Below are 12,729 nucleotides of genomic sequence, written 5' to 3'. Positions count from 1 at the left end.
CTGTAGTGAACGTATTCCTCACGTTGCGTGGTTCTTTTGAAATGGCGCCGATCTGATCAGTTGCGTCTGCTCAAGGTGGTATCGCGCTCTAGCTTCATTATCACATTGTTCAGCGAAGGCGGCGCGCCATGCAGAAACGCGCCTGTACACGGTCGTGTGACCTCCATAACTTCCGCGGCGCAATGTGAGGAGATGCGACGTGGCGAAGAAGAAGACGGCGACCAGGAAGAAAACTGCTGCGAAGAAAGCAGCGAAGACCTCCAGCAAGAAAAGCGCCATTCGCAAGGGCAAGGTCGCGAAGGCCGCAACGAAGCCGGTGAAGAAGGCAGCTCCGCGCAAATCATCAGCACCACGCCGCCCAAAAGGCCCGGCCTGGCAATGGTCGGCGGTCGAGACCGCGGCCGCCATCCGCTCCGGCGCCATCTCCGCGGTCGAGACCGTCGAGGCGCATCTCGAGCGGATGCGGGCCGTCAATCCGAGGCTGAACGCCGTCGTCGTCGATCTCTCGGAAGAGGCGCTGGCTGCGGCCCATGCGGCCGACAAGCGGCGCGCGAAGGGCGGCGAGCTCGGCCTTCTGCATGGCGTACCGATCACGATCAAGGAGAATGTCGACTACGAGGGTCGTCCGAATTTCAATGGCGTTCCCGCCAACAAGAACCTCATCGCGCCGTCGGATTCGCCCGTCGTGCGCAACCTGAAGAAATCAGGCGCGATCGTCATCGGCCTCACCAACACGCCGGAATTCTCCTTCCGCGGCTTCACCGACAATCCCCTGCACGGGCTGACGCTCAATCCCTGGGATCCCAATATCACCTGCGGGGGCTCCTCGGGCGGTGCGGGTTCGGCGGTCGCCGCCGGCATCGGCACCATCGCGCACGGCAACGACATCGGCGGCTCGCTGCGCTGGCCGGCGCATTGCAACGGCGTCGCAACCATCAAGCCGACGCAGGGGCGTATTCCCGCGTTCAACGCAAGCGCAACTGCCGAGCGGCCGATGCTGGCGCATCTGATGTCGGCGCAGGGGCCGCTCGCCCGCCACGTCGCCGACGTCAGGCTCGCGCTGGAGGTGATGAGCCAGCGTGATCCGCGTGATCCCTGGTGGGTGCCGGCGCCGCTGGTGGGTCCGAAGCCGAAGAGGCCGATCAAGGTCGCGCTGGCCAGGATTCCCGAGGACATGGACGTCGATCCGCACGTCGCGGCGGCGTTGCGTCAGGCCGCCGATCATCTGGAGCGTTCCGGCTATCGCGTCAGCGAGGTCGACGTGCCCGACATCGACGGGGTCTGGCAGACCTGGTGCGACATCATCACCAACGAGACGATGGTGATGCAGGAAGCCGGCATGCTGAAGGTGACGTCCGAAGACTTCCACAAGGCCTGGGGCGGCATGAAAGCCAAGGCCAACGTGCTCGACCTCAAGGCCTGGATGCAGGCGACCGCGGCGCGCAACGGCCACATTCGCGCCTGGCAATTGTTCTTCGAGGAGTATCCGGTGGTGCTGGCACCGACCACGGTGAAGCCGACGCCTAGCCCGCGCGAGGACACTGTCAGCCCCGAGCGGGTGCGCGAGATTTTCTGGGGCGAGATCCGCTTCATCTCCGCGATCAACGTGCTGGGGCTGCCCGGCGCCGTGGTGCCGGTGACGCTGCACGATGGCAAGCCGATCGGCGTGCAGCTCATTGCCGGACGCTATCGCGAGGACCTCGCGCTCGATGCGGCGGCCGCGATCGAGAAGCGGGCCGGCGTGCTCTCCCATCGGCTGTGGGAACAGATGGACTGACAGGGCAGCGAAGGTGTGACCTTCTCCCCTGCGCAAGGGGAGAAGGAAGCCAGTCAGCCGGCTGCGCAAACTTCATTAATCCAATTTGACTCGAATTTTAGCCAATTCCCCAATAAACATTAGGGTTACTTCCTCGATCTCTAGACGAATTATTGTCCGCTTTACCACCCGCCTCTAACAGAGGGACGGCGGACAACGCACATGCCTCATACAGGCCAATAAGTGCGGCCCGCTCCACGCGGAGGTGGCACGATGCGCAACGAGACGATCGCTATTCACGCCGGCTACGAGCCCGAAGCCACCACGCACGCGGTTGCCGTGCCGATCTACCAGACCGCGGCCTACGCCTTCGACAGCGCCGATCACGGCGCGGCGCTCTTCAATCTCGAGACCGAAGGCTATCGCTACAGCCGCATCGCCAATCCGACCAGCGCGGTGCTGGAGAAACGTATCGCCGAGCTCGAGGGCGGCGTCGGCGCGCTTGCAGTCGCGACCGGGCAGGCCGCGCTGCATTTCGCCTTCGTCAATGTCGCCGATCACGGCGGCAACATCGTTTCCGTGCCGCAGCTCTACGGCACCACGCATACGTTGCTCTCGCACATCCTGCCGCGGCAGGGCATCACCGGCCGCTTCGCCGAAAGCGACAAGCCCGAGGCGATCGAAAAGCTGATCGACGAGAACACCCGCGCGGTTTTCGCCGAAACCATCGGCAATCCCGCCGGCAATGTCTGCGACATCGAGGCGCTGGCGAAGATTGCCCATGCCCATGGCGTGCCGCTGATCGTCGACAATACCGTTGCAACACCCATCCTGCTCAAGCCGTTCGATTACGGCGCCGACATCGCCGTGCATTCGCTGACCAAGTTTCTGGGCGGCCACGGCACCACGCTCGGCGGCGCCATCGTCGATTCCGGAAATTTCCCCTGGGCCAAGCACGCCGACCGCTTCCCCGGCTACAACAAGCCGGACGCCTCCTATCATGGCCTCGTCTATGCCGAGCGCTTCGGCCGCACAGCCTATATCGAGCGCGCGCGCAGCATCTATCAGCGCACCATGGGTTCGGTGCTGTCGCCGTTCAACGCCTTCCTGCTGCTCCAGGGCATCGAGACCGTCGCGCTACGCATGGAGCGCCACTGCGAGAATGCCCGCAAGGTCGCCGACTTCCTGCGCAAGGATCCGCGCGTGGCCTGGGTCAACTACACCGGCTTCCCCGATAGTCCCTATTATCCGCTGGTGCAGAAATATCTCGACGGCAACGCCTCGTCGCTGTTCACCTTCGGCATCAAGGGCGGCATGGAAGGCGGCAAGTCCTTCTACGACGCGTTGAAGCTGATCACGCGCCTCGTCAATATCGGCGATGCGAAGTCGCTGGCCTGCCATCCGGCCTCGACCACGCACCGGCAGATGTCGGCGGAGCAGCAACGGGTCGCCGGTGTTTTGCCGGAAACGATCCGCTTGTCGATCGGCATCGAACATTGCCAGGACATCATCGAGGACCTCGACCAGGCCCTGGAAAAGGCCTGCCCGTCCGCGCGCCTCCAGGCCGCGGAGTAAGCGGCCGCGCTGATGACGATCCTGATCGACAGGGATCAAGCCATATCGAGCCCGGCGCTGGTGCCGGGCGCGGGCGATCTGGCGCGCGAGTCCGGCGGGACCGAGCTTACGATTGGCCTGATCAACAACATGCCGGATCCGGCGCTGAAGGCGACCGAGCGGCAGTTCATGAAGCTGCTGCAAGCCGCAGCAGGTCCGCGTCGCATCCGCTTTCACTGCTTCTCGCTGCCTTCGGTGAAGCGCTCGCCGGAAGCGAAGTGGCATGTCGAGAGCGAATATTCGGACCTCACCGAGCTCAGGCGTCACAAGTTCGACGGCCTGATCGTGACCGGCGCCGAGCCGATCGCGCCCGAGCTCGACCGGGAACCGTACTGGCGCGACCTCACCGAGCTGATCGACTGGGCCAAGGTCAACACGCGCTCGACGATCTGGTCGTGCCTCGCCGCGCATGCCGCGGTGCTGCATCTCGACCGCATCGAACGGCGGCCGCTGCCCGCCAAATGTCACGGCATTTTCGACTGCGAAGCCGTGACCAGCGATCCGCTGACGCGGGCCGCGCCTGCGCCCCTCAAGGTCTCGCATTCGCGCCTCAACGAGATCGCCGAGAGCGACCTCGCGCAGGCCGGCTATCAGGTGCTGACGCGTTCGGCAAAGGCCGGCGTCGATATCTTCGTCCGCCAATATGCCAGCCGCTTTGTGTTCTTCCAGGGCCATCCGGAATACGACGCGCTGTCGCTTCAGCGCGAATATTTGCGCGACATCGGCCGGTATCTCGCGCGTGAGCGCGACAATTATCCGCATTTGCCCGTGAGCTATTTTGACGCTGCGACGGAAGAGAAGCTGGTCCGCTTCGAGAAACAGGCCAGGCACCAGCGGCACCCCGCGCTCAGCAACGAGCTGCCGGCGCTGAATTTGCGTGGCGATATCGCCGCCGGTAGCACCGCGGCGGCATTGTTCCGGAACTGGCTGCAATATCTCGGCGCGGGCACCGACGCGTCGGTGCTTGCGCGTTAGGTCGGGACGACGGGCTCGACGTTAGGACTAACGAAGTGTGAAGCTTGCCTCGAGCGGCGCACGAATGCTTCAGTGAGGGGCAGGGCAAACAGGAAATGCGAGTCGTGTGGTCGGCACTCCAGGGACGCGTCAGCAATCGGCTGGCCCGGCATTTCCGCGCCGCGCCGCACCGGCTGCCCGCGCATGCGCCCATGGTGAGCTTCACCTTCGACGATGCCCCCGATAGCGCCGCAGGCGAGGGCGCCGGGCTTCTGGAGCAGCATGGCGGCCGCGGTACGTTCTATCTCGCCGGCAGCCTGGTCGATCGTCCCTCGGACCACTGGCACGGCCTGTCCAACGACGCCATCGTGCGGCTTCACCGGGCCGGGCACGAGATCGCCTGCCACACCTTCTCGCACCTGAGTGCGGTCAATCTCGACGAGGCCGCCATGGCCCGCGAGATCGAGCGGAACCGCAGCCATTTTCGCGGCATCGATTCTTCGATCACGCTGGAAAATTTCGCTTACCCCTATGGCATCGCGTCGGTGTGGCGCAAGTCGCAGCTCGCCAAGACCTTCCGCTCGGCGCGCGGCATCCTTCCCGGCGTCAATCGCGACGTCATCGATCTCCAGTTCCTGCGGGCCTCGCCGCTGGTCGATTGCGAGATCGATATTGCGGGTGTCGATCGCTATTTCGACGAGGCGGTCGAGAGCGGCGGATGGCTGATCTTCTACGGCCATGACGTCGCCAAGGCGCCGAGCCCGTATGGCTGCACGCCGGACCTGATGCGCCATGCGCTGCAGGCCGCCGGGAAGCGCGACATGCCGATCGTGACGGTCGCGGAAGCGCTGCGAAGGATCGGGGCGTAAGAAGCGTTCTTCCCACAAAGGGAGGGGGAAGGCGGCGTCCTGCGCGCAAACAGTCTTGCCACGCCTGCGCGGTCATGCGACTGGCCTTGTGACGAATCTCACGGCCTCAGCCCGACATGCCCATGTCCTCTCCTTCCACCGCTCCGCTGTCTGCGCCGGCCCAGGGCCGCGATGCGCTCTCGGTGCTGCGTTCGGTGTTCGGCCTGCCCGGGTTCCGCGGCGCGCAGGGTGAGATCATCCGGCACGTCACGGACGGCGGCAATTGCCTGGTGTTGATGCCGACCGGCGGCGGCAAGTCGCTGTGCTATCAATTACCGGCGCTGCTGCGCGAAGGCTGCGGTGTCGTGGTGTCGCCCTTGATTGCGCTGATGCGCGATCAGGTCGCCGCCATGCTCGAAGCAGGCGTCAACGCCGCCGCGCTGAACTCGTCACTGACCGCGCAGGAAGCCTCAGACATCGAGCGGCGCCTGCTCGCGGGTGATCTCGACCTGCTCTATGTCGCGCCGGAACGGCTGGTGACGCCGCGCTGCCTGGCGCTGCTGGCGCGGGCGAAAGTGGCGCTGTTCGCGATCGACGAGGCGCATTGCGTCTCGCAATGGGGCCATGATTTCCGCCCCGAATATGTCGGCCTGTCGATCATCGCCGAGCGCTTTCCCGACGTGCCGCGCATCGCGCTGACCGCGACTGCCGACGAATTGACCCGCAAGGAAATCGTCGAGCGGCTTGCGCTTGCAGACAGTCCGCACTTCGTCTCCAGCTTCGATCGTCCCAACATCCGTTATGAGATCGTCGACAAACGCAACGCGGTGTCGCAGCTCAAGGATTTCATCCGGGAGCGTCACGCGGGAGATGCGGGCGTCGTCTATTGCCTGTCCCGCAAACGGGTGGAGGAGGTCGCCGCCGCGCTCGACGATGCCGGCATTGCGGCGTTGCCCTACCACGCCGGGCTCGACAGCAGCGTTCGCTCGCGCAACCAGGACCGCTTCCTCAACGAGGACGGCATCGTCATCGTCGCGACCATTGCCTTCGGCATGGGCATCGACAAGCCGGACGTGCGCTTCGTCGCGCATCTCGATCTGCCCAAGAGCATCGAGGCCTATTACCAGGAGACAGGACGCGCCGGCCGTGACGGCAAGCCGTCGGCGGCCTGGATGGCCTATGGTCTCTCGGACATCGTGCAGCAGCGCCGCATGATCGACGAATCGAGCGGCTCCGACGAATTCAAGCGGGTCTCGATCGGCAAGCTCGATGCGCTCGTTGGCCTTGCCGAAACGCCGCACTGCCGGCGCCGGCGGCTGCTCGCCTATTTCGGCGAGATCGTGATGGGCGAGGGCTGCGGCAATTGCGACAATTGCCTGACGCCGCCGAAAATGCGCGACGGCAAGGTGCTGGCGCAAAAATTGCTATCCTGTGCCTATCGCACCGGGCAGCGTTTCGGCGCGATGCATCTCATCGACGTGCTGATCGGACGCCTGACCGAGAAGGTGACGCAGTTCGGCCACGACAAGCTCACGGTGTTCGGCATCGGACGCGAGCTCAACGAGAAGCAGTGGCGCACGGTGCTGCGGCAGCTCGTGGCAATGGGGCATTTGCTGAGTGACAGCGAAGCTTTCGGCGCGCTGAAGCTGACGGATTCGTCGCGCGGCGTGCTGCGAGGCGAAACTGAAGTGTGGCTGCGCGAGGAAGCGCCCGGCGCCCGGATCCGTTCGAGCCGCGCCAAGTCCCGCCGCGGTGATCTGGCGCCGGCGGCCGATGCGCCGCAGGGCGATGTCGATCCTGAATTGCGCACGCGGCTACGCGCGTGGCGCTCGGACATTGCCCGCGAACGTGGCGTTCCGGCCTACGTCGTGCTGCACGATGCCACCATCGACGGCATCGTTCGCGCGTGGCCGACCACGCTGGACGAGCTGCGCAACGTGCCCGGCATCGGCGACAAGAAGCTCGAGCATTACGGCGACGAGCTGCTGCAGATCGTCAGGACACGGTAGGGCGCGGTGGCGGTTGTTAGCGCGCCAACTCCCCCACATCGTCATCCCGGACAAGCGCAGCGAAGCGGAGCGCAGATCCGGGATCCATACCGCGTGATCTGTCTTGGGGCACGCGCGACGACGCTCTTCGCCAAACTGCTCCCTGGGGTTATGGGTCCCGGCCCCCGTGCGCAATTGCGCACTAGGCCGGGACGACAGCGGTAAATGAGGCGCGAGGCGGGCAACCTCACCCGTTCCTGAACGCATACCCATAGCCGTTCAGCGCCGGCGCGCCGCCGAGATGGGCGTAGAGGATCTTTGCGCCCTTCTCGAAATAGCCCTTCTGCGTAAGGTCGATCAGGCCCTGCATCGACTTGCCCTCGTAGACGGGGTCGGTGATCATGGCTTCGAGACGCGCGGTGAGGCGGATCGCCTCCTTGGTCTCTTCCGACGGCACGCCATAGGCGGGATAAGCGTAATCCTCGATCAGCACGACGTCGTCGGCGACGAGATCCTGGCCGAGCTCGACGAGCTTGGCCGTGTTCTGCGCGATCGAGAGCACCTGCGCCTTGGTCTGCGCCGGGGTGAAGGACGCGTCGATGCCGATCACCTTTCGCGCGCGGCCATCGGCGGCGAAGCCGACCAGCATGCCGGCATGGGTCGAGCCGGTGACGGTGCAGACCACGATGTAGTCGAACTTGAAGCCGAGCTCGGCTTCCTGCTTGCGCACTTCTTCGGCGAAGCCGACATAGCCGAGGCCGCCGAATTTATGCACGGAGGCGCCGGCGGGAATCGCATAGGGCTTGCCACCCGCCGCCTTCACCTCCTCGATCGCCTCCTCCCAGCTCTTGCGGATGCCGATGTCGAAGCCATCGTCGACCAGGCGCACGTCGGCGCCCATGATGCGCGACAGCATGATGTTGCCGACGCGATCATAGACGGCGTCCTCGTGCGGCACCCAGGCTTCCTGCACCAGGCGGCATTTCATGCCGATCTTGGCCGCGACCGCCGCGATCATGCGGGTGTGGTTGGACTGCACGCCGCCGATAGAGACCAGCGTGTCGGCGTTCGAGGCGATCGCGTCGGGGATGATGTATTCGAGCTTGCGCAGCTTGTTGCCGCCGTAAGCGAGCCCGGAATTGCAGTCCTCGCGCTTGGCGTAGACCTCGACGTTGCCGCCGAGATGCTTTGACAGCCGCTCCAGCTTCTCGATGGGCGTCGGACCAAAGGTCAGCGGATAGCGCGCGAATTTTTCGAGCATCGTAAGGTCATCCCGATTGGCGTTAATGTCTCGAAAAACGCTAGCATCGCTCTGTAAAAAGGTGCTTTCAATTATTGTGCCTCTGTTGCGCGCGGTCTTGCGGAAAGTGCCATATAACGTAGTGTTTCTTTCGCACTAGATGCTAATTACGGAAGTTTCTTCCATGTCGGCTCGTCTTGACCGTATCGACCTTAAGATGTTGCGATTGCTGCAAAATAACGGGCGCCTCAGCAATGCGGAGCTGGCCGAAACCGTCGCCATCAGCCCCGCCACCTGCCATCGCCGCACCCAGCGTCTGTTCGAGCACGGCTTCATCGCCGCCGTCCGCGCCATGGTCGCGCCTAAGAAGGTGGCCAAGGGCACGCTGGTGATGGTCGGGGTCGTGCTCGACCGTTCGACGCCGGAGAGCTTTGCGATCTTCGAGCAGGCGATCACCAGCCTTAAATTCGTGCTCGACTGTCATCTCGTCGCCGGCGACTTCGACTATTTCCTCAAGATCCGCGTCGGCGACATGGAGGACTTCAACCGTATCCATGGCGAGCAGCTGATCGCGCTGCCGGGCGTGCGCCAAACCCGCACCTTCTTCGTGATGAAGGAAGTCGTCGACAACGCGCCGCTGGAGTTTTGAGCGGAAGCTATTGATGCGCGATCCGCATCATGAGAGATTCAGGTGATGCAGTCATTCCCCTTCCGCCACCTCAATCCGGCCGGGCCGGCCTATCGGCGCGGTTGGGTGGACGAGGCGGTCGCCGCGATCGAGGCCGACCAGTGCCGCACGGCCGACACGCATCTGATCCGGCTGATCGTGCCGGCGCTATCAGGCATCGACATCTACCTGAAAGATGAGTCGACGCATCCGACCGGCAGCCTGAAGCACCGGCTCGCGCGCTCGCTCTTCCTTTACGCGCTCTGCAACGGCCACATCCGCGAAGGCACGCCCGTCGTCGAGGCCTCGTCGGGATCGACCGCGGTGTCGGAAGCCTATTTCGCGCAGATGATCGGCGTGCCCTTCTATGCCGTGATGCCGCGCACGACCTCTGCGGAGAAAATCGCTGCGATCGAGCATTATGGCGGCAACTGCCATCTGATCGACGACGGCCGCGCGCTGTATGCGGAGGCCGGCGCGCTGGCCGCACGGCTGGGCGGCCACTACATGGACCAGTTCACTTTCGCCGAGCGCGCCACCGACTGGCGCGGCAACAACAACATCGCCGAATCGATCTTCACGCAATTGAAGGGCGAGACGCGTCCGGTGCCGGACTGGATCGTGATGGGGGCGGGCACCGGTGGCACCTCGGCCACGCTCGGACGCTATTTGCGTTATCGCCAGTACCCGACGCGGCTCTGCGTTGCCGATGTCGAGCATTCCGCTTTCTTCGACTGTTTCAGCTCGCAGGATCGCTCCCATGTTTGCGACCGCCCCTCGCTAATCGAAGGTGTCGGGCGGCCGCGCTGCGAACCTTCTTTTGTGCCGGGCGTGGTCGACCGCATGATGAAGATCCCGGATGCGGCAACGATCGCAGCGATGAACGTGCTGTCGCGTCGGCTGCGCCGCGCGGTGGGGGGCTCTACAGGCACCAACTTCCTGGCGCTGTGCCGGCTCGCCTCGGACATGCGAAACGCGAATCAGACGGGGTCGCTGGTGACGCTGATCTGCGATTCCGGCGAGCGCTACCGGCAGACCTATTATGAGCCCGCCTGGCTCAAAGCGCGCGGTCTCGATCCGGCGCCGTTCGAGGCGGCCTTGTCGTCGTTCCTCGATACGGCGCAGCCACTGGCGCTCGAGTTCGAAGACGTAACGAATCCGCAGAACTTGCGACATCCTGGCGCCTGATAGCTGGCGCCTGCCTGCCATTTGCAAAATTGCACGGCCGTCACGGCAACTTCACTTGCCTTGCGCGTGCGTGCGGGCGAGTTTCGCGCCTTCTCAACGAGGAGACCTGCCGTGCGCCTGCCCATTCTCGATCCGAAAGACCTGAGTGCCGAACAGAAGCCGCTCTATGACGACATGCGAGCGGGCATCAAGGACCACTTCAAGGGCTTTGTGAACATGCGCGACGATGGCGCGCTGCTCGGGCCCTGGAATCCATGGATCCGCGAGCCGCGTTTTGGCAAGCCGGTGTGGGAGCTGGTCAAGGCGATCGCGGCGAACCCGCTGCTGCCGGCGCCGGTGCGCGAGGTCGCGATCCTCGTCACCGGCTCGCATTTCCGCTCCGGCTACGAGCTCTATGCGCATGTGCTGGTCGCCGAGCAGCGCGGCCTCTCCGACGAGAAGCTCGCGACCATCGTCGCTGGACAGCGGCCGGTCGATCTCACCAAGCAGGAAGCCGTCGCCTATGACGTGGCGTCCGCATTGGTCAGCGGCGGCGTGCTGCCGGAACTGACTTATCGGGCCGCGGTCAAGGAATTCGGCGAGCACGGCGCGGCCGAACTGTCCTATCTCGTCGGCGTTTACTGCATGGTGTCGGTGACGCTGAACACGTTCGACGTGCCGGTGCCGGAATAGATCGACGGTGCGATCACTCCGCCGCCTTGTTCATGGGCGGCGGGGGCGACCAGGCGACGCAGCGGTTGCGGCCTTCGGCCTTTGCCTGGTAGAGCGCGTGATCGGCCGCGCTCATCAAGGCGTCGATGCCGGACATGCTGACACTTGCTTCCGCAATGCCGATGCTCACGGTGACGCCGAACTGAATTTGATCGGCGGCGATCTGTGCGCTCATCACGCGCTTGCGGATGCGATCGGCGACGATTCTTGCACGCGACAAGCTGGTTTCGGGCAGCAGAATCGCGAACTCCTCGCCGCCGAAGCGGCCGACGACGTCCGATTTGCGCTTGCCATCGAGGCATGCGGCCGCCACGGCCTTGATCGCCTCGTCTCCGACCGCGTGACCATAGCGGTCGTTGACCGACTTAAAATGATCGATGTCGAGCATCAGGACCGAAACAGAGCGGTAGTAGCGCTGGAAGCGGCTCCATTCGGCCTCAAGCGAGCCCAGCAAATGGCGGCGGTTATAGAGGCCCGTGAGCGGGTCGGTGGTGGCCAGACGCTCCAGCATGTTGGCCTTGTTGGTGAGATCGGTAATGTCGACATAGGTCAGCATGCGGCCGCCGTTCGACATCGTGGTGCAGTGGGCCCTGATCCGCCGCGCATCCGGCGTCTGGAGGTCGCGCACATGATCGCCCGCCTTGACCTCGGCGACGCGCTTGACGGGAAATTTCGCCAGTTCGTTCGCCGGCAGATCGGGCGCGCTCGCACGGTGCACCCGGCTGACCAACGATGCATAGGTCGGGCGGGCGGCAGCTTCCTGTTCGCTCACCTCCCAGAACCGCCGCATGCGCCGGTTCATGAAGCTGGCATTGAGATCGCGGTCAAGCAGCAACACGCCGTCCTCGACATTCTCGAGGGCGTCGCGCAGCAATTTCAGCTCGTCGGAGTAGCGCACGATGTCGGTGACCGGCGTATAGGTCAGCATCCGCCCGCCGTTGGGCAGAGGCGTGCATTGCATCCGAACGACGTCGCCGCTGGTACGGCGCAGGTCGCGCGGAGACGCATCGCCTACCTGTATTTGACGGACGCGCTCGGCGACATAGGCCTCCAGCTCGGCCGGCGGAATCTCGTAGGCTAGCGTATCGCGGCCATGATGCATCAGCGTCACAAATGACGGGTTGCTGTTGGCGACTTCATCCGGCAACAGCCACATCTGCCGGAACGCCCGATTGATCAATTGCGCGCGGAGATTGGCATCCAGCAGCACGATGCCCAGTGGGACGAAATCAAGCGCTGCGCGAAGCGCCAGCATCTGTCCGCGTATCAGCGAATCGGTCCGCCGCTCCTGCTCGTCCACGGTCTTCGCCTCGACATGATCTTCCGCTCCGAGCGCAATGCCGACCTGACGGTCCGACCGCCAGAGCACATGGCAGGAGAGGATTTCCTGGCCTGCGAGCCGGAGCTGGAACCGATCGGGCACGCCGAGGCTGCTCTGCACCTCCAGCGTCGCGCCGTCTTCGGACATCCGGCGCACGACGCAATCGATCGTCGACTGACCGAAGTTGAAGAAGATCTGGCCGGCGAGGAACGTTCGTTCCGATACCAAGCGGGGCATTCCCAACCTCCCAGGCGAAAGCGGCCCAGTTTGCCCGAAGCTTACTTGCAGAAGGGTAAGCTGGTGCGCGATTTTGCGAGAGGGCTAATAATTGGTTCACGCATCCGGCCCTCGTCTACCCGATGGCGGAACTGCCTGCTGGATGGATTGTGATCGCCCGTGTGGTCACGCGGTGTCCGCAATCGGTGGACGGTGCGAATGCACG

General features: G+C 64.2%; 10 protein-coding genes. 8 read left to right on the top strand and 2 right to left on the bottom strand.

Going from position 1 to position 12,729, the window contains the following annotated elements:
• Positions 1–199 precede the first annotated feature (199 nt).
• From AC0L3C_RS20740 to recQ, 5 genes are all read left to right on the top strand, one after another.
• Positions 200–1,777 carry an amidase family protein gene (locus tag AC0L3C_RS20740; RefSeq protein WP_473264209.1) on the top strand — a complete coding sequence of 526 codons (1,578 nt, stop codon included), beginning with the start codon at positions 200–202 and terminating at the stop codon, positions 1,775–1,777.
• Between the two features lie 252 nt (positions 1,778–2,029).
• Positions 2,030–3,331 carry an O-acetylhomoserine aminocarboxypropyltransferase/cysteine synthase family protein gene (locus tag AC0L3C_RS20735; RefSeq protein WP_473264210.1) on the top strand — a complete coding sequence of 434 codons (1,302 nt, stop codon included), beginning with the start codon at positions 2,030–2,032 and terminating at the stop codon, positions 3,329–3,331.
• A 12-nt stretch (positions 3,332–3,343) separates the two neighbouring features.
• The gene (gene metA, locus AC0L3C_RS20730; protein WP_473264212.1) at positions 3,344–4,345 is read left to right on the top strand and encodes a homoserine O-succinyltransferase MetA; all 1,002 of its coding nucleotides are present in this window, start codon (positions 3,344–3,346) and stop codon (positions 4,343–4,345) included.
• Between the two features lie 104 nt (positions 4,346–4,449).
• A complete protein-coding gene (locus tag AC0L3C_RS20725; RefSeq protein WP_473408842.1) occupies positions 4,450–5,193 on the top strand; it encodes a polysaccharide deacetylase family protein in 744 nt (247 codons plus the stop codon).
• A 122-nt stretch (positions 5,194–5,315) separates the two neighbouring features.
• Positions 5,316–7,181: a DNA helicase RecQ gene (recQ, locus tag AC0L3C_RS20720; RefSeq protein ID WP_473408841.1), complete on the top strand. Its 1,866-nt coding sequence runs from the start codon at positions 5,316–5,318 to the stop codon at positions 7,179–7,181.
• Between the two features lie 226 nt (positions 7,182–7,407).
• Here recQ and AC0L3C_RS20715 read toward each other — a convergent pair whose 3' ends face one another.
• Positions 7,408–8,421, bottom strand: a complete 1,014-nt coding sequence (locus AC0L3C_RS20715; RefSeq protein ID WP_007599136.1) for a 1-aminocyclopropane-1-carboxylate deaminase — start codon at positions 8,419–8,421, stop codon at positions 7,408–7,410.
• Between the two features lie 163 nt (positions 8,422–8,584).
• On the opposite strand from AC0L3C_RS20715, the gene AC0L3C_RS20710 reads away from it, so the two are divergent.
• The 3 genes from AC0L3C_RS20710 to AC0L3C_RS20700 all read left to right on the top strand — a co-directional run bounded on the left by AC0L3C_RS20710 (position 8,585) and on the right by AC0L3C_RS20700 (position 10,927).
• Complete coding sequence (locus tag AC0L3C_RS20710; protein WP_473279775.1) at positions 8,585–9,049, top strand: Lrp/AsnC family transcriptional regulator; 465 nt, start codon at positions 8,585–8,587, stop codon at positions 9,047–9,049.
• Positions 9,050–9,094: 45 nt separating this feature from the next.
• Entirely contained in the window at positions 9,095–10,255 is a 1,161-nt protein-coding gene (locus AC0L3C_RS20705) for a PLP-dependent cysteine synthase family protein (protein WP_473264259.1), read from the top strand.
• 111 nt (positions 10,256–10,366) lie between these two features.
• Positions 10,367–10,927, top strand: a complete 561-nt coding sequence (locus AC0L3C_RS20700; RefSeq protein WP_354063357.1) for a carboxymuconolactone decarboxylase family protein — start codon at positions 10,367–10,369, stop codon at positions 10,925–10,927.
• Positions 10,928–10,940: 13 nt separating this feature from the next.
• On the opposite strand, the gene AC0L3C_RS20695 is transcribed toward AC0L3C_RS20700, so the two are convergent.
• On the bottom strand, positions 10,941–12,524 hold the full coding sequence (locus AC0L3C_RS20695) for a sensor domain-containing diguanylate cyclase (RefSeq protein WP_473264216.1): 1,584 nt from the start codon (positions 12,522–12,524) through the stop codon (positions 10,941–10,943).
• Positions 12,525–12,729: the final 205 nt, after the last annotated feature.

It is taken from the genome of Bradyrhizobium sp. WSM4872 (assembly GCF_055811715.1).
This window is presented reverse-complemented; position numbering and strand designations above follow the sequence as displayed.